The organism is Rudaea cellulosilytica DSM 22992, assembly GCF_000378125.1.
GTDB lineage: Bacteria > Pseudomonadota > Gammaproteobacteria > Xanthomonadales > Rhodanobacteraceae > Rudaea > Rudaea cellulosilytica.
On sequence record NZ_KB899243.1, the window covers coordinates 436,945 to 460,896 of the forward strand.

The window sequence follows — 23,952 nt, forward strand, 5'->3', positions numbered from 1 at the left end:
CACATTGGCAAAAATCCGTTCAGGATCAAAACGATAGACTGAAAAATATTTTCTTGATCTGTGATGAAGATCACTTGACCGAACGGTTCCTTAACGCATATTTTACGATCGCGAAACATGGCAGGGGTGCATTTCGCGCAACGCGAATCAAAAGTAATTGACGCACCCTAGTAGTTACAAGGGCAATCGCCGTGGAGTTCGGCGCATTCCCTCGGAGTTCCTCTTTTGAATCCACAAGCTTCTTTCTCAGCCAACCTGGCCCGGGTTGCGCTTGCCTGCGTCTCGGTTTTGTTCTTCGGCCCCGCCACCGCGGCAAGGGGCGAGCGGCCCCAGAACGAGATGTCCGCGCCGCAGCGCGCAGCGATAGTGGCATTGAACAGCGCTCCGGCCAGCGACGCCGAAGCCGCGCGTTTCCTGACCATGGCCACGTTCGGACCGACTCCCGCAGACATCGCCAGCCTGCGCGCACTCGGTTACGCGGAATGGATCCGCCGCCAGCTCGCGCTGCCGCCGACCCTGCAACGCCCAGCGGTCGAAAAGCTCGACGCCTACGTGACCAATCCGGGCCAGATCGACCGCCTCGAAGTTTCCTTCCGCACGATGGTCACTGCGCCGGATCAGCTGCGCCAGCGCCTCGCCTGGACGATGAGCCAGATCCTCGTCGTATCCGACCGCGCCGGCAATCTGGACCAGGATCCGGTCGCGATCGCGGAGTACGCGGATACGCTCGCGCGCGACGTCGCCACCTATACCGACGCCGCAGGCGTGTCGCACCCGGCGAGTTACTACAATCTGATCTACGACGTCACGCGCAGCCCGGCGATGGGCAAGATGCTCAGCTACACCAGCAACCGCAAGGGCGACCCGCTTCTCGGTACCTCGCCCGACGAAAACTACGGGCGCGAACTGATGCAGTTGTTCTCGGTCGGCCTGATCCTGCGCAACGCCGACTTCTCGCCGAAACTCGACGCCAATGGCGCCGAGATTCCGACCTATACCGAGGCTACGGTTGCCGCCAACGCGCGCGTGTTCACCGGCTGGAGTTATCAGAGCGGATTCGGTACCGATCCGAGCAGCGGCAACTGGGCGCCGGCGAACTACCAGCCGTTGGTCTGCTATGCCGCCTATCACGACAGCGGCGCCAAGACCCTGATCAGCCCGAGCGGCAACTACGGTGCCACCTCCGACGCGCCGACGCTGCCCGCGGGCACGAGCTGCGAGAACGATCTCGCCGCCGCGCTCAAGGCGATTACGTCCCATCCCAACGTCGCACCGTTCATCTCGCGCCAGTTGATCCAGCGTCTGACCACGAGCAATCCGACGCCGGCCTATATCGCGCGCGTCAGCGCGGTGTTCAGCGCGAGCGGAGGCGACCTCGGCCAAGTCGCGCAGGCAATCCTGCTCGACACCGAAGCGCTGACCGGCACGATCCCGACGCAATATCCGGGATATACCTTCGGCAAGCTGCGCGAGCCGCTGCTGCGCCTGACTGCATTGTGGCGCTACTACGCGCCGGCGACGCAGACCGGAAAGTACATGGCATCGCACCCGGAGAACTACTACACCGAGCATCCTTACGGCGCGAACTCGGTGTTCAACTTCTACCAACCCGACTACCGTCCGCCCGGCGAACTCGCGGCAAGCGGCCAGTACGCGCCGGAGCTGCAGGTGCTCACCGAGAGCACAATCATGACCATCGCCAACGATCTCACCGCGCGCGCGCAGACCTACGTCGGCAATCCGAGCAACGCCGCGAACGCACTGCTCATCGACATCTCGCCGTTGACCGCGATCGCGGGCAACGCGGCGAATCTGGTCGACCAGGTCAATCACGATCTGCTCTACGGAAGCATGAGCAGCGTCGCACGCAATGCACTCATCGGCATGCTCAACGACAAGGCCTCGTACTCCTTCCTGTCCGCGCAAATACGTGTGCGTGACCTGCTCAAGGTCGTACTTGTCTCGCCCGAATTCGCCGTACAGAAATAGCCCGGAATTCCCACCATGACCACTTCCCATTCGCGCTCGCGCCGCGACTTCCTGCGCGCGGCCGCTTCCTCCTGCCTTGCCGGCATCGGCGGGGGCGCCCTCTACGGCCAGTTCGGCCTCGTCAATTCGGCGCTCGCCGCGTCCTGCTCCAGCTACTCGGCGGTCAGCGACTACAAGGCGCTCGTCTGCGTCTATCTCGCCGGCGGCAACGACTCGTACAACATGCTCATTCCGAGCGACACGACGCGTTACACGACCTACGGCAACGCACGCGGCAGCCTCGCCGTTGCGCGCGGATCACTGCTGCCGCTCGCGGTGCAGGGCGCGGCCAGCGGTGAAACCTACGGTCTGCATCCGAATTGCAACGAAATGGGCTCGTTGTTCAATGCCGGCAAGGGTGCCTTCATCGTCAATGTCGGCACCTTGCGCCAGCCGACGACGAAGAGCCAATACCTCACGGCGGGCTATCCGCTGCCGCCACTGTTGTTCTCGCATCTCGACCAGCAGGGCCAGTGGCAATACGGCCAGCCGGCGTCGCACGGCATCACCGGCTGGGGCGGTCTCGCCGCCGACCGGCTCGCCGTGCTCAATCCCGGCGCGACCCTGCCGATGTCGATTTCACTGAGCGGCACCAACCGCTTCCAGACCGGCGTGCAGGTACAGCCATACTGCGTTTCCGGCGGCGGCGTGGTCGGTCCGGTCGGCTACGACGGCGCTTCGGGCGCAGCGGCGGCCAATGCGATCGCACAGATGCTGGCCAACACCTATCCCGATCCGCTCACGCGCAGCTATAACGCCGTGCTCAACAATGCGATCGACTACGCCGCGACGCTGTCGACCGCGCTTGCCACCGGCCCCGCCATCAACGCACCATTTCCGGCGAACAACCCGCTCGCGGACGCATTGAAAATGATCGCGCGCATCATCTCGGTACGCGGCGCGCTCAAGGTGAAGCGGCAGATCTTCTTCGTGACCATGGGCGGCTTCGACACGCACCACGATCAACTCGCAGACCAACCGGCGCTGTTCACGCAACTCTCGCAGGCGCTCGGCGCGTTCTACCAGTGCACGGCGAACGACCTCGGCATTCCCGGCGCGGTCACCACGTTCACCCAATCCGAATTCGGGCGCACGCTGAACTCGAACGGCGGCGGCACCGACCACGCCTGGGGCGGCGTCCAGTTCGTCATGGGCGGCGCGGTGCGCGGTGGAAAATTGTACGGCGCACCGGGTGCCAGCGGCACGCTGTTTCCGAATCAGACTTTGAACGGCCCCGACTGCCTCGCACGCGGACAAACGATCCCGACTGTGTCGAGTGATCAGTACTCAGCCACGCTCGCCGCGTGGCTCGGGATGCAGTCGTGTGACATTGCCAACGTGTTCCCATTTCTGAAAAATTTTTCCAGTCCGAATCTGGGCTTCGTTTAACAAAAAACTCCTCGCCGCTATCGCCCGCCGCTACGCGCTTTCCGGCGCGTGGCGGCCTTCGGCGTGCGCGCGCTTTTTAACGTTCAAACGGGTGTTTACGACAGGACACGTTCAGGAAAATCAGGAAAATCAATGGCATGATCCTTCTGCACCGCAGCATCAATCGTGCATCAGCGCACACTTTCCGCTAACGAGGAGCACAGCAGCAGCATCGTTTCGACCCCCGATTTGTTCAAGTTTTTTTCGCAGATTCTCACTGCGATGAAGTGACGAATTTCGACCTCGCGCATGACCTGCTCCGAGCGTTCGTCATACAGGGAACCGAGAACCAAAAATGGCCGGGGCATCGATGCCCGGGTTTCGCCGAAGTTGGTTTCTGGTGTTCTTTGAATTTCCCTCCCCCGGGCTGATCTGACCCAAAAACCGGCTTCCTTCTCAAGCGTGGCGGACTTCCAGGCCACGCCGATCAAGGAGGCTCGATGAGCTCAACCAGGACCTTGTCCAGCAAGGCCGGCGGTAGTCCGGCAACGAGTGGGAAGCTCTTCAGCGCAGACTTCCGCCTTGGTGCGGTCGCCTACGCGGTCACCCTGACCAAGCTGCTGCACGGGCTGCTTGCCGCGCTGCCCTGCCTCGTCACTCTGATGGTGCTGAAGGGGACGCACGAGGAAGCACGCTATCTGTTGCATCCACGCCTGATGGCTATGCTATTCGGCGCGATCACGGTGCTCGTGTTCCAGTCGTTCGGCATCTACTCCGAGGAAATCTTCTCCAAGCGCCTGCTCGTGCGCAAGACCTTCTTCGCCTTGAGCGCGACCTTCGGTCTCGTGCTCGTGGCGCAGAACCTCACCCTCAACGCGTTCCCGATTCCGGGGCAATACCTCGTCGCCTGGTTCGCCGCGACGGTGCTGCTGTTCCTGCTCGCGCGCGCCGCGATACTCGGCGTAAACGATCATTTCATGGCACGCGGCAAATACCTGCAACGCGCGGTGATCTACGGCTGCAACGAGAACGGCCTGCGCGTCGCCGAACACATCGAACAGAACGAAGATATCCGCGCCGGCGTCGTCGGCTTCATCGATGACGAACCCTCGCATGCGGCGCTGCTCGACAACCAGGCGTTGAACCTGATCGGCGATACCGATCGGCTCGAGGGCATGGTGCGAGACGAACGTGTCGAGCAGGTCATCGTCGCTCTGCCTGCAAGCGAGGAAGAGCGCATCAAGGAGGTCGTCGACCGCTTCAAGCGCATGCCGGTGGACGTGCTGCTCGCGCCCGACCTCGGCTCGTTCCACCATGCGCAGCCGCGCATCTCGCAGGTCGCCGAGTTGCCGATGGCGAATCTCTCGCAGCGCCCGTTACAAGGGTGGTCGCCGCTGCTCAAGCGCGCCGAGGACATCGTCCTTTCGACGCTATGCCTGCTGCTGTTGGCGCCGGTGATGATCGCCGTCGCGATTGCGATCAAGCTCGAGTCGCCGGGCCCGGTGCTGTTCCGGCAGAAGCGCTACGGCTACAACGAGCACCTGATCGAAGTGTTCAAGTTCCGTTCGATGTACCACCACCTGCGCGACGCCAATGCCGCGCAGCAGACCACGCGCGACGATGCGCGCATCACCAAGGTCGGACGCTTCATCCGCAAGACCAGCCTCGATGAGTTGCCGCAGCTGTTCAACGTATTCCTCGGCAGCATGTCGATGGTCGGCCCGCGCCCGCACGCAAGCGCGACCAAGGCCGCGAACGTGTTGTTCGAGGACGCCGTGGCCGAATACGCCGCGCGCCATCGGGTCAAGCCCGGGATTACCGGGCTCGCTCAGGTAAACGGTTACAGGGGCGAGACCGACACGCTGCACAAGATCCACCGCCGCGTCGAATACGACCTCGAATACATCGAGCGCTGGTCGGTTTGGCTCGATCTCTACATCCTCGTGCGCACGATCCCCGCGATCGTTTCCGCGCGCGCCGCCTACTGAGGACCCTGGCATGCGCAGCGCACTCATCATCCCGAACAGAAACGGCGCCGATCATCTCGCGCGCCTGCTGCCTGCGCTCGCGGCGCAGAGCCTGCAGCCCGACGAGGTGCTGGTCGTCGACAGTGCTTCGAGCGACGACTCGCCCGCACGCTGGCGCACATACGGCGCACGCGTCGTCGCGATCGATGCCGCGCGCTTCAATCACGGCGGCACGCGCCGCTGGGCGAGCACGCTGACCCAAGCCGACGTGCTGATCTACATGACCCAGGACGCAGTGCCTGCCGACCGCGACGCGCTGCGCCGTCTTCACGACGCGCTGTTCGCCGCGCCCGACATCGGCGTTGCCTACGGTCGCCAGTTGCCGCATCCGGGCGCGAGCCTGCTCAGCGCCGCGGGACGCAGCTTCAACTATCCGCCACAGAGCCGCATCAAGCGCCGCAGCGACGCGCGCGAACTCGGCATCAAGACCTGCTTCAGCTCGGATGCGTTCGCCGCCTATCGGCGTGACGCACTCTTCGCGGTCGGCGGCTTTCCCGAAGACGTGATCGGCAGCGAGGACGCCTGGGTCGCCGCGCGCATGCTGCTCAAAGACTACGCCGTTCACTACGCCGCTGACGCGCAGGTACATCACTCGCACGAGTACACGCCGATCGAGGAAATGCGCCGCTACTTCGACATCGGCACGTTCTACCGGCGTGAGTCGTGGATCGCCGAAGCGTTCGGCCATGCCGGCGGCGAAGGCCTGCGCTTCGTCCGCGACCAGGTCGACGCACTCGCTGCCGCCGGCCAGCGCTGGCGCGGCATCGAAGTGGTGTGGCGCAGCGCACTCAAGCTCGCCGGCTACAAGCTCGGCTTCTTCGAATCACATCTGCCATCCGCGCTGAAACGGCGCATCAGCATGTTTCCCCGTTACTGGGAGGAGAACTCCGCATGAACCGCCAATACCTCACCGGCTGCCTTGTTGCGAGCCTCGCACTCACGCTCGGTGCGTGCACGACGCCGGGCGCGATCCGCCCACCCGGCGACAGCACAGCCAAGGCCCACGAGATCGACACCAGATCGTCCGACCAACTGCCACCCGCGGTCGTGCGCGTATATGCGGGCGACAGCTTGCGCATCGTGCGCGATTCGCAACTGCCACTGCGGCCCGAGGAGGTGCCGCTGACCCAGTTCACCGTGCGCAGCGACGGCAGCTTCTCCTATCCCGAAGTCGGCAAGGTCGACGCTGCCGGGCGCACGCCCGAGGAAATCGCCGACGACCTCGGCAAACGCATGACCGGCATCTACAAGGAGCCGCGGGTGACGGTGAACATCGCCGAGTCGCCCGGCAACCGCGTCATGGTCGGCGGCGCGGTGCGCACGCCGAATGCGAGTTTCGATCTCGCCGGGATCGCTACGGCCGAGCAGGCAATCGTCGCCTCCGGCGGATTGCTTTCGGGCGCGGATCCGCACCACGTCGCGCTCGTGCGCCTCGACGACAAGCGCCGCTACCAGGTCTATTTCTTCGACTATGCGAACCTGCTCCAACCCGGCGACGGCGGCGGCCGCCAGCCGATCGCCCTGCAGCGCGGCGACATTCTGTTCGTGCCGAAGTCGCGCATCGGCGAACTCGTCGACAGCATGGATCTCTACGTGACCCAGTTGATTCCGTTCTTCCACGGCATCGGCGTCAGCGCGAACTATCAATTGAACAACACCAGCGTGCCCGTGCAGCAGGTGGGAGGTGTGAAATGATCGAGATCCGCAGCTTTCGTGACCTTCTGCGTCTGCTTTTCATCTTCAAGCGCGCATTCGTGCTGACCGCGCTGGCCACGATGATCCTGATCGTGCTCGGCGCGCTGTTCCTGCCTTCGCGCTTCACCTCGACCTCGCGCCTGTTCGTCAACCTCGAGAAGGGCGACCAGGTGCGCGTGCCGATGCAGGTGATGCGCGAGCCGAACTTCATCCAGCCTGCGACGTTGCGCGACCCGATCCTCGACGAGGAACAGATCCTGACCAGCGCGCCGGTGATCAACAAGGTCGCCGATGCCTATCGCGAGGACCTCGAACACGCCAGCGACGGCAGCCTGTGGAAACGGATCAAGGCCAAGGTGCGCGTGTTCACCGGCGCGATCAAGGACGGCTTCGACGCGACGCTCGCCTTCGTCGGCATCATCGATCGGCAAACGCCGCAGGAAAAACTCGCCTCCGGTCTCGCCAAGGCGCTCAAGGTCAGCCATGAGTCGGGCGCCGACGTCATGGAACTCGACCTGACCTGGAACGATCCGACCGAGGCGCAGCAGATCCTCAAGCACTGGGTCGACGCCTATTTCGACGCACGCGCGCAGGCTGCCGGCGGCGCCGAGCTGTCGCGCTTCTACGAAAACCAGAGCGAGCAACTCGGCAAGGAAGTGCTCACGCTCAAGCAGGAGCTGCACACCAAGCTCAACGACCTCAACGCGGCCAGCCTGCAGCAGAAGCTCGACAGCACCGCCGACCAGTTGCAGCGCCTGTACAAGGGGCGCCAGGACGCGCTCGCGCAGAAGGTTGCGGTCGAAGCCGCGATCGCCTCGGCGCAGCAGCGCCTGCCGTCAATGCCGGCCGAGATCGTCACCGGTCGCGCGATCAGCCTCAATCCGATCCAGCAGGACATGCAGGCCAAGCTCAACACGATGCAGACCCAGCGCCTCGACCTGTTGCGTACCTACGACGAAAACGCACCCAAGGTGAAGTCGCTCGACGCGGCGATCGCTTCGATGCGCACCGAGATCGACTCGCTGGCCAAGCAGGTGCAGAGCTCGCAGAACCTCGCGCCGAACGCACTCGCGCTCAAGCTCAAGGGCGACATCCAGGACGGCGAAACGCAGCAGGCACATCTCACCGCGCAGCTCGATGCGATCGACAAGCAGATCGCCGCGCTGCAGTCCGACCGCGACCACGTGCTGACGATCGAACCCGAACTCTCGCGCCTCGGCCTGCAGTTGAACACCGCCGAGAAAGCCTACGGGCTGACCAGCGAGTTCCTCATGCACGCGCGCGTGCAGCGCGACCTCAACGCCAACCGTCTGAGCAACGTCGCCGTAGTCGAGCCGCCAACCTTCGTCGCCGCTCGCGTGTTCCCGAAGACGACGACGATGCTGCTCTTCGCGCTACCGGCCGGCATCGCAGTTGGCTTGTTCGCGGTCTTCCTCTGCCGCCTGCTCGACCAGCGCATCCACGACGGCGGCGGCGTCACCGAGCGTTTCGGCCTGCCGCTGCTCGGCGTGGTCCCCGAACTCAACGGCCGCGCCAAGCAGGGCCTGCCGCTGCGCTCCGCGCTGCACCGCATCTGGCGGCAGTTGCCGAGCGACGACATAGCCACGCGAGGTCTGACCATCGGCATCGCCTCGGCGAATCCCGGCGAAGGCGTGCATTTCATCGCGCTAGGCATCGCCAACTTCGCCCAGGGCCAGGGCTACAACACGCGCATCACGAGCAAGCGTCGCGCGAATCCGGGCGAAGTCGCCATTGTCGAGGCCTCCGGCGTGCTCAAGGACGATATCGGTTTCGACGAACTGCAATACGCCGACCGCATCGTGGTCGTCGTGCAGGCGCGCGCAACGACGATACCGGTGGTCGAAGAAACGCTGCGTTCGCTTAGCCAGGCATTCGACAATGTCTGCGGCATCGTCCTCAACCGCCGCTACTTCGAGATTCCGCAGTCGTTGATGGACCGCTCCAGCCAGCTGCTGCGGCTGACCTCGCCATGAAGATCGTCCTGCTCGCACCGCTGCCGCCCGAGCAGAACGGCATCGCTGACTACGCCGCGAATTTCGCGAGCGCACTCGAAGGCGAAGGGATCGAAGTATTGCGCCCGTTCGCCGGAATGCCCGTCACCGCGGATCCGGCCGCGATCCGCGCACGCTTGGAAACGCTGAGCTGGCGCGGCGTCGAACTCGCCCACGCCGAACTCGGCGGTGGCCGCGTGCGCGAATTCATCGCGCTCGAATTGCTGCGCCAGCTGAAGCCCTCATTGCCGCTGACCGCGACCGCGCACGATCCCGAACGCCTGATCTGGCGCGCGGCGAAATTGCCGCCTGCGCTCGCGTGGACGCAGCGCCTGCCGCAACCGATGGCCAAGCTCGCGAGCGTGCTCGGCGATCCGGCCACGCTCGCACAGGAGCGCCGCCTCGCCCACGGCCTCGCCCGCATCGTCGCGCTGACCGACACCGGCGCGCAGGCGCTGTGCGCGCGCATGCAGTTGCCGCACGAGCGCGTCGCGGTGATCGCACACGGTCATCCGGTCATCGCGCCGGCGCCGCTGCCCGCGGGTGCACTGCGCCTGCTCTACTTCGGTTTCATCTATCCGGGCAAGGGCATCGAGGATTTGATCGCCGCGTTCGCGCTGCTGCGCGCACGCGATGCACGCGCGGCGAGCCTGCGCCTCACCCTGGCCGGTGGCACCGCACCCGAGCTGACCTTCGGCCGCGACGCGAGCTATCTCGATCAGCTGCGCAAACTCATCTGGAGGCATGGCCTCGAGGAAATCGTCGACTGGCAGATCGATATCGACGCATCAGAAATTCCTGCGCTCGTGCAGGCGCACCACGCGATGGTGTTGCCGTACCGCGAGTCGCGCAAGCTGCGTCTGCTCGGCCGCGTGCGCGGCACCAGCGGCGCACTCGCCTGGGCGATCGCCTGCGGCCGCGGCGCGATCGCCTCGAGCGCGCGCGCATTCGCCGAGGAAGTCGGCCACGGCAACGGCGTCGTCTTCCGCGAAGGCGATGTCGCCGCGCTCGCCGCCGCGATCACGCGCCTGCTCGACGAGCCGTTCCTCGCCGCCGACTGGGCCGCGCACGCGCAGCGGCTGTCGCGGCAACGCACCTGGCCGGTGATCGCGCGCCGTTTCCACGAACTGTTCGAAACCCTCGCCGAGGAGGAATTGCATGCGGCGTGAAACCAGCATCCGCCGGACCGTGCTGCTGTTCGCTGCCGGTGCGCTTCTTCTTGTTGCGGCCTGCCAGTCGCAACCGTTGCCGCCGCTTGCGCTCAAGGCGCCGCGCGCGGTGGTGTGGAACGACTTCCTCGGCGTCAACGCGCAGTTCCACTGGTTTCCGCCAGAAGTATACAAACGCCAGATGCAGGCATTGCACGCGCTCGGCCTGTCGTGGGTGCGCCTCGGCCTGCAGTGGGAACTGCTCGAGCCTGAGCCGGGCAAGTTCCGCTACGACGTGCTCGATCCGATCGTGGACGCGATGCGCGACGATGGTTTACAGCCCGAGGTCTATCTGGTCGGTTCGGCGAGCTTCGCCACGACCGCGCCGGCGAGCGCACGCGAATTCCGCGACCAGTATCCGCCGCGCGACGACGACGAATATGCGCGCACGCTGGCCGGACTCGCGCAGCGCTATCCGAGCGTCGCCGCTTGGCAGGTGTGGAACGAGCCGAACCTGCCGGGCTTCTGGCGCCCGCACGAGGATCCCGACGGCTATGCGCGCCTGTTCCTCGCCAGCGCGAAAGCACTGCGCTCGGCCGTGCCGGACAAACCCGTCGTGCTCGGCGGCTTCGCCTACTTCGGCGAGATGGGCGTGCTCGGCGGCTCGATGATCGATGCGATCGCAGCGCGCGCGCTGGCCGCGCAGGCGAACTCGACGCTGCCGCAGATCGATCCTCCGGTCGTCGCCTATCACCCATACACGCTCTACCCCGAAGGCAACAAACCGACCTCGCGCGAGTTCCTCGACAAGTCGAACAAGCTCAATGCGCACCTGCGCACGCTCGGCGTGAAGCAGATTTGGGCCGACGAGTGGGGTTGGTCGAGCTACGCCGGACCAAAGGAAGAGCAGCCGATCATCGGCAGCGACGGTCAGGCCGATTTCCTCCTGCGCCGGGTCGCGCTGACGAGCGCACTCGACTTCGATCGCGTGTTTCTGTTCACCCTGTCCGACCTCGACCAGCGCGCCTCGGTGCGCGATCGCAGCTACGGCCTGCTCGACCTCGCCGCACAGCCGAAGCCGGCGTATCTCGCGCTGCAGCGCTTCCTCGCGATCACCGGCCCGCGCCTCGAACCGGCCGATACGCCCGCATTCACTGATGTGCCTTCGGGCCTGATCGGCATCGCCTGGACGCGCGCCGACGGCCACCGCCTGCTCATGTTCTGGGCCGCGGACGCGGGCGAAGTGAAGCTGACGCAGATTCCTCGCGCGACGCTGCACGACCCGCTCGCCGACACGCACAAGGAACTGGTCGCCGCGAACGACGGCGCGCTGCATGTGCCGGTGACGTCTCGCCTCGCGATGCTGGAGTGGACGCCATGAAAGCTCCGCGCATGCTCTGGGCGATGCCGTATCTGCCGTGGCCGACGACGAGCGGCGGCAAACTGCGCCAGTTCCACCTGCTGCGCTGCCTCGCCGATCGCGGCTACCGCATCACCCTGCTCGTGCAATCGAAGACGCTGCTTGACGACGAGGCGCGCAATCAGCTCGCGCCGCTGGTCGAGCGCCTGATCGTGCTGCCACGGCGCCCGCTCAAGCATCCGCGCACGCTGACCAGCGTCCTGTTCTCGCGCTATCCGCTGCTCGTCTGCGTCAACGGTTTCGCGCCCGATCTCGAAGCGCGCTTCGAGGCGCTGCTCGACGAACCCTGGGATATCGTGCAGATCGAACACAGCTACGCGCTCGAACCGTATATCGCCGCGCTCGCGCGGCGCGGGCAGGCGTTCGTGCTGTCCGAGCACAATCTCGAATCGGGCCTCTCCGCGGCGACCTACCAGCGCCTGCCGCCGCTGCTGCGTCCGCTCGCACGCATCGACCGCGAGCGCTACCGCCGCTGGGAGCGCAACGCACTCGTCAACGCGACCGAAGTGATCGCGCTTACCGAGGGCGATGCCGAGAGCTTTCGTGCGATCAGCGGGCGCAGGGCGCACCTCGTCGTCAACGGCGCCGACACGCGCGCCGCGCTAGGCCTGCAACCGGATCACGCCAGCCAGCGCGTGCTCTTCGTCGGCAATTTCGAATACGCGCCGAACCTCGAGGCGGTGGCGTTCGCGCTCGACGAAATCCTGCCGCGCGTCTGGCAGGCGCTACCGCAAGCGCGCTTCGCCGTATGCGGCTACAAACTGCCTGCCGAATGGGAACGGCGCTGGCCCGATCCACGCATCGAATGGCGCGGTTTCGTCGCCGACCTGCGCACGGTGCAGCGCGAGTCGAGCGTGTTCCTCGCGCCGCTGCGGCAAGGCGGCGGCTCCAAGCTCAAGGTGCTCGAGGCGCTCGCCGCCGGCCTGCCGCTGGTGTCGACCGCGCAGGGCGTGTCCGGTCTCGGCGTGCACGATCACGAACATTACCTTGCCGGCGAAAGTGCGAATCAACTCGCCGCAGGGACGATCGACCTGCTGCAGTCGCGCGAACTTGCGCAGCGCATTGGCGCCGCCGGCCGCCGCTATGTGCGCGAGCACCACTCGTGGGAGCACGCGGCGAACCAACTCGAACAAGTCCACCAAACCCTGAAATCATGCGCATAGGAATCGATTACCGCCCCGTTACCATATCGCCCTACTCCGGCATCGGCCGCCAGGTGCTGGCGATGGAGGAGGTGCTGCGCGCGCGCCCACAGACGACGCTGGAGCTGTTCAGCGCCTGTCCGCCCGGCCATCCGCATCGCGACATAGCGCACTGCCCCGACTCGGCCATCCCGGTGTATCGCCTGCACCGGCCGCTGCCGCGCTGGCGTTTCGAATCGCAGTTTCTGCCGGCCGAAGTCGCCGACCTGGGCCTCGATCTGTATATCGCCACGGCGAACGCCGGCCTGCCGCTCGGACACAAGCCCGCCAACGCGCGCTATGCGCTGCTGCTGCACGACGTGTTCCAGCTCACCCTCGACAACCGCCATCGCTCGTGGATGACCGCGCTCGCCTATCGCAACCTCGACCGCTTCGCGATCGGCCATTCGGTCAAGGTCGCCGACGCGATCTGGACGCCGTCGCGCTACACCGCAAGCGAAGTCGCGCGCCTGTTCCCCGAGCACTCCGCCAAGCTGCGCGTGCTGCCGAATTGCGTGAGCTTCCACAACGGCGCGGCACCGCCGCCCGAGCTCGCCGCAGCGTTGCCGGAAGGCCGCTACTGGCTGCTCGTCGGCACCTGGGAACCGCGCAAGAACACGACGTTCTTTCTCGACTGCCTCGCCAACGCGCGTGCGCATGCGGTCAACGGCACCGAGTTCCCCGAAGTCGTCATCGTCGGTTCGCCCGAGGATCTCGCCGAACGCCACCGGCATACGCCCGGCGTGCGCTTCGTCAATCGCCTCGACGACCATTCGCTGCAGGCGCTGTATGCGCGCGCGGAATGCTTCTGGCATCCCGCTTATGCGGAAGGATTCGGCTTGCCCGTGGTCGAGGCGCTGCGCAACGGCACGCCGGTCGCGGTCGCGCACGGCAGCGCGCTCGACGAGGTGACGCCGCCCGGCGCGGTGCGTTTCGATCCGGAGGACCACGAGGAAGTCGCCGCGCTGATTCTCGAGCTCGCCGCGAAACCGCCGGCGCGCGAACCCGAACGTTGGCGTGAATGGGCCGAGCACTTCGGTCCCGAGCCGTATGCGCAACGCCTCAACAACTTGCTGCACGAACTTGCCGCATGAAGCTTGAAGCCGTCATTGCGGTCATCTGCGCGGTGGCGTTCGCGGGCTTGCTGCTGTTCCAGACGCCGGGCCAGTTCGTCACGCTGCTGGCCGGCGCGGTCATCCTCATCGCGATCCTGCGCTGGCCGATATTCGGCCTGGTCCTGTTCGGATTCGCGGCGACGTTCGTGCCGTTCATGACCGTGCAGATCGGTCTGCGCACGACCGCGTCGGAGGCGATCCTCGTCTTCATCTGGCTCGGCATCGCCTGGCAGTTCCTGCTCGGCCGCCGCCTGCCCGCATTCGGCCCGACCGAACGCATGGTGATTTACCTGATGCTGTTCAGCGCGCTGCCGTTCATCGTCGGCGAATGGATGATCTACATCGACCCGCATCCGCCGATCACGATCGGCGCTCCGGTCATCAGCAGCAGCAACGCCGGGACTCCGAGCGGCATCGTCAACTGGGCGCGCTGGCTGATCGACGTGTCGTGCATTTTCCTCGTGCCGCTCGTGATCGACAGCGAGCGCAAGCGCGATGCGGTGATCACCGCGCTGCTGCTCGGCAACTTCGCGATGCTCGGGTTGTCGCTGACCCTGTTCCTGCGCAACAACGTCGCCACCGACATCATCCCCGTGCTCGACGCGCTCAAGTACGCGCACCCGGAACTGACCCAGCATCTGTTCAAGGCTTTGCAGGTGCGCCTCGGCACGACCTGGCTGCATCCGAACCTCAGCGCGGGCGAAATCGTCATGTTTTTGCCGCTGGCCATGTACTACGCCGGCGTGCATCGCGGCTGGCGACGCTGGCTCGGCGCGTCGGTCGCGCTGATGGGCCTGGTCGGCATCGTCCTGACCGGCTCGCGCGGCGCGCTGCTCAGCGTCGTCGCGGTCCTCGGCATATTCGCCGTGCTGCGTGTGCCCGGCACGCGCAAAACCCTGATCGCCGCCGCGGTATTCGGCGCGGCGCTGGTCAGCTTTTACCCCGCCGTGCAGTCACGCCTGTCGCAGACGTTCTCGGCGAAGAACGAGAGCACCGAAGTGCGCATGCAGGAATACCGCGAATTCCCGCGCGTGATGGCGACGTATCCGTTCGGCATCGGCTTCAAGGTCGATCCGCCGGTGCCGGGCAGCGGCCTGATCGGCATCTCCAACCTCTGGCTCAACTACGTCTACAAGCTCGGCCTGCTCGGCGCGCTGCTGTACTGCGCGGTGCTGTTGCGCTGGTGGCGCGAGGTGCGCCCGCGCGGCACGGTGCGCGTCGTCGATCACGGCAACGGGGTATGGCTGGCGTGCTTCGGCGGCCTCGGCGGTGCGCTGGTCACCGGCCTGTTCGATCATTACTACAGCTTCACCATGGTGCTGATCGCGCTGTTCTGGCTGATGATGGGGATCAACCTGCAGGCCGCGCGCGCGCTGCCGCAGGTCGGCACGGTCGAACGCCGCGCGCCGATGCAGCGCGTGCTCGCGGCGAGGGCGTCGTGAGATGAGGCATCGCATCTTCCATTCGCGCGACCTGCGCGATCGGCTCGGCACGTACGCGCTCGAGCTCGGTACCGACGCGCTTTCGCTGTCGACGCACTACCAGTGGATGCTCGAACACGAGGTGTTGTTCGAAGAGCCGAACGGCAGCGGCATGCGCGTCTACCTGTCGCTGACCGATCTCACTCCGCGCATCGACGATCCGGCGACGAGGCGCTTCTACCTGCGCCTGCGCGACGAGTTGCCGATGCGCCGTTTCGTGCCGATTCCCGGTTTCAACATGGCCACGTTTCGCGCGTTCTGCACGATCGCCTGGGAGCAGTGGTACAACATCTTGATCAACAAGATTCCGAGCCACCACGTGCGTCTCGCCTGGCTGCGCCTCGGCGGCGCGAAGATCGGTCGCAACTCGACGATCTGGCGCAACACCGAAGTGCTCGGCATGGGCAACCTGAGCATCGGCGAAGACAGCTCGATCGGCTGGCACTGCCAGATCGACGCGCGCTGCGGGCTGACCATCGGCGACCACGTGACAATCGCTTCCTACGTCGTCGTCATCGCCGGCAGCCACGACATGCACGCGAAGGAGTTCTGGGCCGTCGGCACGCCGATCGCGATCGATGATTACTCCTGGATCGCGACACGCGCGATCATCACCAACGGCGCGCACCTCGGCCGCGGCTGCGCAGTGACCGCGAACACGCTGGTCAGCAAGGATGTTGCGCCATACAAGATCGTCGGCGGCAGCGCGGCGAAGGCACTCGGTGAACGCCCACGCGACCTCGACTACAAGGTCCGCGGCAAAAGTCTGTTCAACATTTTCCATTGACCATGTTCGGCGCCGCCGCCCTGCTCACGCTCGCGACACTGGCCGGCCTCGCCACGGGTTTCGCGCGCGAGTGGCTCATCGTTGCCGCCTGGGGCAGCGGTGCGCGCAGCGACGCGTTTCTCGTCGCGATGTTCCTGCCCGAGGCACTGCGCATGATGATGGCTGGAGGCCTGGTCAACTCGGCGGCACTGCCGCTTTACCAGGAACAGACGCCACGGCGACGCGACGGCTGGCTCGTCGGGCAAAGCGTCAACCTCGGCCTCATCGGCCTCGCGCTCGCGTTCGCGTTGTGGGCACTTGCGCCCGCGCTCGTTGCGCTGATCGGCCCCGGTCTCGCTGCGCCAGCACGCGACGACGCCGCAGCGACGTTGCGCACGCTCGCCTGGTGTCTGCCGGGGATCTGCCTGCAGGCGTTGTGGAGCGTGCCGCACCAGGCCGCGTCGCGTTTCGTGCGCGCAGGGCTCGCCTCGTTCCTCTACAACCTGCCCGCGGTGTGCCTGCTCGGATTCGAAGGTCATGCCACCAACGCGACGACGCTGTCCGCGTGCTTCGTCGGCGGCAGCGTACTCATGTGCCTCGTGCTGCTGCCGGGCATGCGTGCCGGCTCTGTCGCGATGCCGTCCGCGACACGCGTGCGCCGCGATACGCTCGCGTTCTATGCGCGCCTCGCACCGCTGGTCGCAAGCAGCGCGGCGAGCCAGGGCCTGACCTTGCTCGAACGCATCGCGGCCTCGCTCATCGGCGAAGGCGCGGTGACGCTGGCCAATCTCGCGCGCAAGCTCGTTAACCTGCCGCTGATCGCGCTGGTCAGCTTGAACCAGGTTCTGCTCGGACGCATGAGCGCCGGCATCGACGCGCGCCGACGCCTCGACCTGCTGCGCGCGGGGCTCGCGCTGTCGACGTTGCTGACCTTGCCCGCTGCCGTCGCGATCGTCGCCGCCGCGCCGACATTGGTCGCCGTATTGCTGCCCAGCGGCCTCGCCGCGGGACCGCTGCCGAATCTGCTCGCCTGGTACGCCTGCGTGATCGTGTTCGGCAGTTGGAACGCGCTGCTCGCACGCTATTCCTACGCGGTCGGCGACACGCGCACGCCGCTCGCCTGCGAGCTTGCAGGAAGCGCAATCAATGCGATGGGATTGCTGCTGTTGCCGCACTGGCTCGGCCTGCCCGGACTCGCGCTGAGCGCGCTCGCCGGCGTGATCGCGACCGGTTGGCTGCTACTGCGCAAGAACCATCTGCTCGACGAAGTCGATCTCGTGCGCGAATCGCTCGCCGCGGCGCTGCCGCTCGTGCTCGCTGCAGCCTGCGTGCATGCGCTGCATGCCGCGCCCGTTTGGCAAGTCGCGATCGCTGCCACGCTCGCGCTCGCCTGCGCGCTCGCCGCGGGCCTGCGCCTGCCGCGGCTGTGGGCGGCAACGCGCGAGCGCAGGTCACCTTCTTTGTCCGGGGCTGGCCCATGAATTAAGGCGCGCCTCGACGCCGTCGCGCGCGCCGGTCGCGCGAGGGTTTTGTTCATCCGGCAGTAGTAGAGGAGACACTGTGATGTATACGAAATCCTTGCTGGCAGCGACCATCGCCCTCACCCTGAGCGCGTCCGCGGCCCATGCCGACGACTGGCTCCAGTTCGGCTACGACTCGATTCATTCCGGAACCAATTTCAACGAAAAGACTCTCGGCGCGAACAACATCAACCAGGCCATCCTTCGCTACCGTACTCAGGTGTCGGGCATCAACGGCAGCGGCATCGATGGCCAGCTGCTCTACCTCAACGGCGTGAACACGGCGGCGGGCAAGAAGAACCTGCTGTTCGCCGTCGCCTCGAACGGCACCGTGCTCGCACTCGACGCGGCGAACGGCAACGTCGTCTGGTCGGCCAGCCAGTACGCCGTCGCCAGCGCGACCGTATATTCGGTATCGACGCCCGCGCTCGATCCGAACCGCCAATATCTCTATGCGATGGCGTTGCAGGGTTACGTGCACAAGTACCGCGTCGCCGACGGCAGCGAGGTCACCGGCGGCGGCTGGCCGCAGCTCGTCAGCGGCAAGGTCGACGTCGAGCGCGTGTCCGCCGGGCTCACCGTCGGCACGAGCGGCGGCAAGAACACGCTCTATGTCGTCACCGCGAGCTACAACGATACCGGCAACTATCAGGGTCATCTCGTTTCGATCGACCTCGCGAGCGGCACGCAGAACGTGTTCAACACGCTGTGCAGCAACCTGAGCGTGCACCTGAATGCCAGCGGCACCGCCGGCGTGGACTATTGTCCGGGCTTCGGTAATGGCATGTGGTCGCGCGGCGGTGTGGCTTTCGATCCCGGCACCAATCGCGTCTATCTCGCCACCGGCAACGGGCCGTACGACGCGAACGCGGGCGGCACCTACTGGGGCGACAGCGTGCTCGCGCTCACGCCGAACGGCACCGGCGTGAACGGCAAGCCGCTCGACAGCTACACGCCGGCGACCTACGACGCGCTCGCCGACAACGACGCCGACCTCGGCTCGACCTCGCCGGTGATCCTCGCGATCCCGGGCGGTTACTACTACTCGCATCTCGCCATGCAGATCGGCAAGGACGCCTGCCTGCGCATTCTCAACCTCGACAACCTCAGCGGCCGCGGCGGCCCGGGCAACGTCGGCGGCGCGCTGCAGGAAGTCGGCCTGCCGACCGGCGTGGACAATTGCGCGAGCGGCGGCGATGTCGTCGCGAACGAGGTCAAGCAGCAGATCGCGAACTGGGTCAACCCCGCAACCGGCGCGCCGTGGATCTTCGTCGGCAACAAGCTCGGCCTCAACGCCTACGAGCTGACCGTCTACGGCTTCGTGCCGCGCTGGACCAAATCGGCGCTGACGACCTCACCGGTGATCGCGAACGGCGTGCTCTATTACGCCGGCACGACGCCATCCGACGCGAGCGGGGCCAAGCACCTCGTCGCACTCGATCCGGTCAGCGGCAACGAACTGCGCGTCTCGCCCGCGATCGCGAACAGCCTGCACTTCCAGGCACCGACCGTCGTCGACGGCAACGTCTACTTCGTCGACGGCGACCATTATCTGTGGAATTTCGGCTTGCCGAATTGAGTGGGTAGCTCCTCGATCACAGATCGATACGCCATGAAGCTCGTCATCCGGCAATCCCAGCCGAGGTGACGAGCAACATTCCGCCGTTGGGGAATCGGTGATAACAAAGAGGTTTCGCCATGAACTCGACCTTGCTCAAACTGACAAAACGCGTTGTCCTGATCACCTGCGGCACACTGTTCTGCCTCGGCCACGCCATCGCCGCTCCGCTGATCGGCGCCTACGTCTGGGGCGGCATGCTCGACGGCGGCCACGGCGTCGACCGCTTCCAGCGCTCGGTCGGCTTCCTGCTCGACCACGGCTTCGAGGCCGTGCGCTTCACCGTCACGCCGCCGTCGATCAAGCAGTACGGCATCGACGATCTGTGCAGCACCGATCGCCGCGACGGCTGCTACCTGCGCGCGATGCTCGACGGCAAGGTCTTCGACGACTCGCGCCTGAAGCTCGTCATGGTCACGCTGCACGATTTTGCCAGCCAGCCCGATCACATGCTTGACCCCGATTTCATCGCCGCGCACCGCGATGCGATCCGCGCGGAAACGAGCGACGCGCTCGAGGTGCTCGCCAAACGCTTCGCCGGGCGCAACGTACAGGTGATCGTGTCGAACTGGGAAGGCGACAACATGATCTATTGCGGTCAGGTCTACGCCTTCGCGCGCGACCGCAAGGCCGCCGACCAATGCCTTGCCAAAATCGGCGGCGAAGCGGGCCTTGTGCATCGTCTCGAAGGCTTCGCCAGCTGGATCGCGCTGCGCGAATCGGCGATCAACGATATCCAGCGCAAGTACGCGAACCTCGCGATCGAACAGGCGCCCGAGTTCGTCGTGTTCAACCTGACCGGCTCGCCGCAATGGCAATGCACGACGCTGTGCAAGGCCGGGCTCACCGTGCTCGCGAAATTCACTCAGGGACAGAAGCTGCCGATGTGTTCGTACTCGGCTTACGACAGCCTCAAGGCCGGCACGCTAGATGCGGACCTCGACCGCATCGGCCAGATCTGCAGCAAGGTCGTGCTCGGCGAAGTCGGCTTCCGCCAGCGCGACGGCGACAACAGCAATCCCGCATCCGACTACGCCAAACTCGAACGCGCCGTCGCTGACCACGCGGGCACGCTCACCGCCATGATCTACTGGAACGCTTTCGAGAGCGCCGAGTCGACCGACAAGGGCTTCGGCCTCTACCGCGGCGACGGCTCGCCGCGCAACGTACGCGCGCTGCCGAGCGCACTGGCGCCGAAGGGCAGCAAGCCGTCGTCGTAGAGGTCAGACGATCCTCGCGAAGCGGCATCGGTCCGGGCGCATTTGTCAGGGCTTTTCGGGTATGCGCGTGAAAAACGGTCTTGCTGTACTCGTGCTGGCGTGGCGACGGCGATCGGCGAAGTGAAGCGGACGCTCAGGCGGCGTCTTCGACAAACACAGTTTGCGCACCGGCCTTTTCGTAGGTGATGTTTACTGTACGCCCGATGGCGCGCGTTCGATGCACGGTACCTGCGGGAATGACGACGCTTTGCCACGCGCCAAGTTCCATGCGGTTGCCATCGGCGAGCTCGATTTGCAGCGTTCCCGCGACCACCATGAACAGCTCGTCAGAGTCCGGGTGGTGATGCCAGCGATACTCGCCCTCGAACACCGACAAGCGCATGCAGTCGCTGTTGACATCGACCAGGACCTGGTTGCGGTATGACTCGGTGACTGCGGCTTGTTCGGCGCGAATGTCGACGACAGTCAAAGCGGGATAGCGCGCCGTTTGCGTCGAGTATTCTTGCGCGGAAGGAAATTGAGGCTTCATACGGACATTCACTCGTGGCAGCGTTTTTTGCCGGCTGACGCCTAATCTGAGCGACGGCGGCGGCGCAAGGAAATGGTAGCACCGTGATCCGTCGCAACGGTCCGCTTGAGCGAACAGTCAGGGCGTATTGGAAGTGGGCTGGCAATCAAGAACCTCTCCGCCTTCAGCCACGAACAAAATCTCGCGACACGGCAATGTGCTCAGCGTGGGACTGCCCGATGAGTCCAAATCGTAGAAAGCGACCCAAAGCTTGCCATGTTCATCTCGGGCCGCACCCTGCCAAATGGACGAGCCATTCGCCTGCAACTGAAAAGCGACCCGATAGGCCTTGGCGGACGAGTGAGAGTCTTTAGCGCAAGCGATCGCCGGTTCGCGGTCGCCTTGAAGCGGAACCGACCCGCAGTCTCGACTGGCTGCCCCGGCCAGGGCCCTGAGCCTGTTCAAGAACGCAACGGGCGCCGAATCTGCGGCGCGGGCGTTCGCTGCGACAGTCAAGAACACAAGCAATGAGAAATAGGATGCTCTCATGAGTGCTCCGGCGCTTGAGGAAACTGGTCGCTGCCACAGTGAGTGCCAGGTTACCGCGGCACTTCACCGCGGTCCACTCGACCCGACTGGTTAGGTGCATTACTGCACGACGTTGAAACTTCTCAATTCGCCGTCGCGCTCGAAAAGTGCTTTTGCGCCGAGAGAATTTGCAAGCTGGCCAATTTCGATGAGATTCTGCAGAGTGGAAGGATTGCTGCCGTTGAGCAGGTGAACTTCGGTTACGTGTGGCGCCAGAGGCGATTTGAGAGCGCTCGTAAGCTCGTCAATCTGCCACAAGCGCCCGCGCCAAGCGTATGTGCCGTTTTGATCGACAGTCAATTCGACCACATTGCCTTGTAGCGAGCTTGAGTCTTTGGCGGAATGCGCGCATGCAGCTAGAAGGCCGCATAAGGCAATAGCGAGCACACGAATCTTCAAACGCATGTGTGAGCCCAACGTGTGAGGTAAGCAGCCGATGCACAACGCGCGCCAGAATACCGTGGCCCGTCACCGCGGTCTACCGCACCGAATAGTTAGGTCGCGGCAGAGGTGAACTAATGGACTGGAACGAGTTTGTAGGAGATTGGGTCAGACGCGACTTTTATCTGGCTATCGATTGCGGACCATATGTGTCCACCGTATTTCTGTTCAAGCGCGCTGCGCATGACGAAGTTGTGTGCTGCGACGTAGGCTTCCCGATCAAGCGAAGCCACATCTCCTACGATTTTATCGACGATGCCATATTTGCTAAGGATTTTCGTGCGTACGGTCTCCTCTGGCGCTACTGGCGGCAATCCGAAGATTGCGATTGCGAAATGACCGCTCTGCAATTCCATTTTGGCGTCCGCAATGCCATCAAGCATCGCCTTTTCAACTTTGTCTGGCGAAGGCAGCATTGGCTCTACAGCGGAAGCGGAAACGGAAGCCAGTAAACACAAGCTTGTCAAAAAACATTTATGGCTCATGAGCCTTTGCATAAAGCGACCTAACGCTTGAGGTAAGTGGCCGCTGCCACAGTGAGCGTCAGACTACCGTGGCACGTCGCAGCGGTCCACTTGACCGAATAGCTAGGTGCCATTGTTGGCAGCCAACCGACTAAGAATTTCGACATCGGAGTGCGCCTCTCTTAGGGGCTTGTTAGGGCTGCAAATACCTAAACTAAATGGAGCTGAGCCGTTCAAATAAAGTATATAGACCTCTCCCTTCCTTACAGAAAATCCACACACGCAGCACGCCGTGCTTGTTACCGTTTCTACGGTTGAACTTGCTTGATATGCGCCCTTCCAGATACGGCTTATCCTCCATGTAACTTGCTCTTCGTTTCGCCGCTCGGTGCGCCCTGGAAAGGCTTTGCTGGGAGCGTCATAGATTGAGGTCTTAACCTCGATTGCTTCAGCCTGAATCACGGCGATGGCTAAACCATAAGAGTCTTGAATCTGATCTTCGAGCTTGTCACTACGTAACATGCATGAGCATGCTGCGGCAGTGTTTGCACAAGCGGCTAGAGCCAAAGCCATCAGACAAAAGTAGAGTTTCATGGCACCTAACGCTTGAGGTAAATGGCCGCTGCCACAGTGAGTATCAGATTACCGTGACACGTCGCAGCGGTCCACTTGACCGAATAGTTAGCCGGCAACACCCGGAAAGCAGGCTTTGACTTGGGCGACCAATTCAGAAGGACCTGTGACACTTAAGCCAACGAAGGTTTCTGCCTCGATGGTGAGTTGGCCTTTCGGACTTGCGACAACCCAATGGCTAATTTCCTGCGACCCACCAATGCCATGCCACGAAGTGCCCAAGCTGTATCCAAGCGACCGAAGGACATTGCCGAGGCGCTCGGCGAGCGCCAGATCATGCTCAGCCCCTACGATGAATTGCTCGTGTGACATCAATGCCGGCTAACGCTTGAGGTAAGTGGCCGCTGCCACAGTGGGCGTCAGATTACCGTGGCACGTCGCGGCGGGAGAGTTCCTACGCAAAAGTGGACACCCATAAGTTAGGTATATCGTGCTTCAAACTCACTGGGAGATTGGTAACCCAGTGCGGAGTGTAGCCGTTGCGTGTTGTAGAAATCGATATAGCGTCGTAGAGCTGCTCGCAGCGTGTGTTCGCTGGTGAACTGCTGGCGGTGATGCATGTCCGATTTCATCGACTTGTTCCACGACTCCATATGAGCGTTGTCCGTCATCCGGCGCGGACGATTCACGCTCTGCACAAGGCCGCCCCGTGTGAGCAAATGCCTGAATTCGCTGGCAAGAAACTCGATACCGCGATCGCTGTGAACGAGCGTGCCCGG

General features: G+C 64.3%; 21 protein-coding genes. 15 read left to right on the top strand and 6 right to left on the bottom strand.

All coding sequences use genetic code 11. The features are described from left to right. Nucleotides 1-366 precede the first annotated feature (366 nt). Nucleotides 367-1,989, top strand: coding sequence for a DUF1800 family protein (locus F455_RS0116515; protein WP_245540006.1), 1,623 nt, complete (start codon nucleotides 367-369; stop codon nucleotides 1,987-1,989). 15 nt (nucleotides 1,990-2,004) lie between these two features. Beyond that, a complete protein-coding gene (locus F455_RS0116520) occupies nucleotides 2,005-3,417 on the top strand; it encodes a DUF1501 domain-containing protein (protein WP_018974429.1) in 1,413 nt (470 codons plus the stop codon). 170 nt (nucleotides 3,418-3,587) lie between these two features. Here the strand turns inward: F455_RS0116520 and F455_RS23085 are convergent, their stop codons facing one another. Beyond that, on the bottom strand, nucleotides 3,588-3,887 hold the full coding sequence (locus tag F455_RS23085; protein ID WP_157578951.1) for a hypothetical protein: 300 nt from the start codon (nucleotides 3,885-3,887) through the stop codon (nucleotides 3,588-3,590). A 9-nt stretch (nucleotides 3,888-3,896) separates the two neighbouring features. On the opposite strand from F455_RS23085, the gene F455_RS0116530 reads away from it, so the two are divergent. The 13 genes from F455_RS0116530 (at nucleotide 3,897) to F455_RS0116590 (ending at nucleotide 20,599) form a co-directional block, all read left to right on the top strand. Then, a complete protein-coding gene (locus F455_RS0116530; RefSeq protein WP_157578953.1) occupies nucleotides 3,897-5,384 on the top strand; it encodes an undecaprenyl-phosphate glucose phosphotransferase in 1,488 nt (495 codons plus the stop codon). A 10-nt stretch (nucleotides 5,385-5,394) separates the two neighbouring features. Beyond that, nucleotides 5,395-6,318 (top strand): glycosyltransferase family 2 protein, encoded by a 924-nt coding sequence (locus F455_RS0116535; protein WP_018974432.1) that lies wholly within the window; start codon nucleotides 5,395-5,397, stop codon nucleotides 6,316-6,318. Next, the gene (locus tag F455_RS0116540; protein ID WP_018974433.1) at nucleotides 6,315-7,118 is read left to right on the top strand and encodes a polysaccharide biosynthesis/export family protein; all 804 of its coding nucleotides are present in this window, start codon (nucleotides 6,315-6,317) and stop codon (nucleotides 7,116-7,118) included. The genes F455_RS0116535 and F455_RS0116540 overlap by 4 nt, the downstream gene beginning before the upstream one ends. Beyond that, entirely contained in the window at nucleotides 7,115-9,112 is a 1,998-nt protein-coding gene (locus F455_RS0116545; RefSeq protein WP_018974434.1) for a GumC family protein, read from the top strand. The genes F455_RS0116540 and F455_RS0116545 overlap by 4 nt, the downstream gene beginning before the upstream one ends. Beyond that, nucleotides 9,109-10,299: a glycosyltransferase gene (locus F455_RS0116550; protein ID WP_018974435.1), complete on the top strand. Its 1,191-nt coding sequence runs from the start codon at nucleotides 9,109-9,111 to the stop codon at nucleotides 10,297-10,299. The genes F455_RS0116545 and F455_RS0116550 overlap by 4 nt, the downstream gene beginning before the upstream one ends. Next, nucleotides 10,289-11,659: a beta-galactosidase gene (locus F455_RS0116555; protein WP_018974436.1), complete on the top strand. Its 1,371-nt coding sequence runs from the start codon at nucleotides 10,289-10,291 to the stop codon at nucleotides 11,657-11,659. Before F455_RS0116550 ends, F455_RS0116555 begins: the two co-directional genes overlap by 11 nt. After that, complete coding sequence (locus F455_RS0116560; RefSeq protein ID WP_018974437.1) at nucleotides 11,656-12,861, top strand: glycosyltransferase family 4 protein; 1,206 nt, start codon at nucleotides 11,656-11,658, stop codon at nucleotides 12,859-12,861. The genes F455_RS0116555 and F455_RS0116560 overlap by 4 nt, the downstream gene beginning before the upstream one ends. Next, nucleotides 12,852-13,973: a glycosyltransferase family 4 protein gene (locus F455_RS0116565; protein WP_018974438.1), complete on the top strand. Its 1,122-nt coding sequence runs from the start codon at nucleotides 12,852-12,854 to the stop codon at nucleotides 13,971-13,973. Before F455_RS0116560 ends, F455_RS0116565 begins: the two co-directional genes overlap by 10 nt. Beyond that, complete coding sequence (locus F455_RS0116570) at nucleotides 13,970-15,436, top strand: O-antigen ligase family protein (RefSeq protein WP_018974439.1); 1,467 nt, start codon at nucleotides 13,970-13,972, stop codon at nucleotides 15,434-15,436. The genes F455_RS0116565 and F455_RS0116570 overlap by 4 nt, the downstream gene beginning before the upstream one ends. A gap of 1 nt (nucleotide 15,437) precedes the next feature. Next, nucleotides 15,438-16,262 (top strand): acyltransferase, encoded by an 825-nt coding sequence (locus tag F455_RS0116575; RefSeq protein ID WP_018974440.1) that lies wholly within the window; start codon nucleotides 15,438-15,440, stop codon nucleotides 16,260-16,262. Between the two features lie 2 nt (nucleotides 16,263-16,264). Further along, a complete protein-coding gene (locus F455_RS21220; protein WP_018974441.1) occupies nucleotides 16,265-17,722 on the top strand; it encodes a lipid II flippase MurJ in 1,458 nt (485 codons plus the stop codon). Nucleotides 17,723-17,804: 82 nt separating this feature from the next. Then, on the top strand, nucleotides 17,805-19,340 hold the full coding sequence (locus tag F455_RS0116585; RefSeq protein ID WP_018974442.1) for an outer membrane protein assembly factor BamB family protein: 1,536 nt from the start codon (nucleotides 17,805-17,807) through the stop codon (nucleotides 19,338-19,340). Between the two features lie 119 nt (nucleotides 19,341-19,459). Further along, nucleotides 19,460-20,599 carry a hypothetical protein gene (locus F455_RS0116590; protein ID WP_018974443.1) on the top strand — a complete coding sequence of 380 codons (1,140 nt, stop codon included), beginning with the start codon at nucleotides 19,460-19,462 and terminating at the stop codon, nucleotides 20,597-20,599. A gap of 133 nt (nucleotides 20,600-20,732) precedes the next feature. Here the strand turns inward: F455_RS0116590 and F455_RS0116595 are convergent, their stop codons facing one another. The 5 genes from F455_RS0116595 to F455_RS22675 all read right to left on the bottom strand — a co-directional run. Continuing rightward, nucleotides 20,733-21,068, bottom strand: a complete 336-nt coding sequence (locus F455_RS0116595; RefSeq protein WP_051084229.1) for a cupin domain-containing protein — start codon at nucleotides 21,066-21,068, stop codon at nucleotides 20,733-20,735. A 687-nt stretch (nucleotides 21,069-21,755) separates the two neighbouring features. Next, entirely contained in the window at nucleotides 21,756-22,100 is a 345-nt protein-coding gene (locus F455_RS0116605) for a hypothetical protein (RefSeq protein ID WP_157578957.1), read from the bottom strand. Nucleotides 22,101-22,210: 110 nt separating this feature from the next. Then, complete coding sequence (locus F455_RS23090) at nucleotides 22,211-22,621, bottom strand: hypothetical protein (protein WP_157578959.1); 411 nt, start codon at nucleotides 22,619-22,621, stop codon at nucleotides 22,211-22,213. 102 nt (nucleotides 22,622-22,723) lie between these two features. Beyond that, nucleotides 22,724-23,194, bottom strand: coding sequence for a hypothetical protein (locus F455_RS23095; RefSeq protein ID WP_157578961.1), 471 nt, complete (start codon nucleotides 23,192-23,194; stop codon nucleotides 22,724-22,726). A gap of 458 nt (nucleotides 23,195-23,652) precedes the next feature. Beyond that, nucleotides 23,653-23,952, bottom strand: a 300-nt coding sequence (locus tag F455_RS22675; RefSeq protein ID WP_018974449.1) for an integrase core domain-containing protein, incomplete at its 5' end; no start/stop codon positions are given.

What these genes read in the sequence shown, in the direction of transcription:
- F455_RS0116520 (WP_018974429.1), top strand. Translation starts at nt 2,005, where the DNA reads ATGACCACTTCCCATTCGCGCTCGCGCCGCGACTTCCTGCGCGCGGCC.
- F455_RS0116545 (WP_018974434.1), top strand. Translation starts at nt 7,115, where the DNA reads ATGATCGAGATCCGCAGCTTTCGTGACCTTCTGCGTCTGCTTTTCATC.
- F455_RS0116565 (WP_018974438.1), top strand. Translation starts at nt 12,852, where the DNA reads ATGCGCATAGGAATCGATTACCGCCCCGTTACCATATCGCCCTACTCC.
- F455_RS0116530 (WP_157578953.1), top strand. Translation starts at nt 3,897, where the DNA reads ATGAGCTCAACCAGGACCTTGTCCAGCAAGGCCGGCGGTAGTCCGGCA.
- F455_RS0116535 (WP_018974432.1), top strand. Translation starts at nt 5,395, where the DNA reads ATGCGCAGCGCACTCATCATCCCGAACAGAAACGGCGCCGATCATCTC.
- F455_RS0116560 (WP_018974437.1), top strand. Translation starts at nt 11,656, where the DNA reads ATGAAAGCTCCGCGCATGCTCTGGGCGATGCCGTATCTGCCGTGGCCG.
- F455_RS0116550 (WP_018974435.1), top strand. Translation starts at nt 9,109, where the DNA reads ATGAAGATCGTCCTGCTCGCACCGCTGCCGCCCGAGCAGAACGGCATC.
- F455_RS23090 (WP_157578959.1), bottom strand. Translation starts at nt 22,621, where the DNA reads ATGAGCCATAAATGTTTTTTGACAAGCTTGTGTTTACTGGCTTCCGTT.
- F455_RS23095 (WP_157578961.1), bottom strand. Translation starts at nt 23,194, where the DNA reads ATGAAACTCTACTTTTGTCTGATGGCTTTGGCTCTAGCCGCTTGTGCA.
- F455_RS21220 (WP_018974441.1), top strand. Translation starts at nt 16,265, where the DNA reads ATGTTCGGCGCCGCCGCCCTGCTCACGCTCGCGACACTGGCCGGCCTC.
- F455_RS0116605 (WP_157578957.1), bottom strand. Translation starts at nt 22,100, where the DNA reads ATGCGTTTGAAGATTCGTGTGCTCGCTATTGCCTTATGCGGCCTTCTA.
- F455_RS0116540 (WP_018974433.1), top strand. Translation starts at nt 6,315, where the DNA reads ATGAACCGCCAATACCTCACCGGCTGCCTTGTTGCGAGCCTCGCACTC.
- F455_RS0116555 (WP_018974436.1), top strand. Translation starts at nt 10,289, where the DNA reads ATGCGGCGTGAAACCAGCATCCGCCGGACCGTGCTGCTGTTCGCTGCC.
- F455_RS0116570 (WP_018974439.1), top strand. Translation starts at nt 13,970, where the DNA reads ATGAAGCTTGAAGCCGTCATTGCGGTCATCTGCGCGGTGGCGTTCGCG.
- F455_RS0116585 (WP_018974442.1), top strand. Translation starts at nt 17,805, where the DNA reads ATGTATACGAAATCCTTGCTGGCAGCGACCATCGCCCTCACCCTGAGC.
- F455_RS0116590 (WP_018974443.1), top strand. Translation starts at nt 19,460, where the DNA reads ATGAACTCGACCTTGCTCAAACTGACAAAACGCGTTGTCCTGATCACC.
- F455_RS0116575 (WP_018974440.1), top strand. Translation starts at nt 15,438, where the DNA reads ATGAGGCATCGCATCTTCCATTCGCGCGACCTGCGCGATCGGCTCGGC.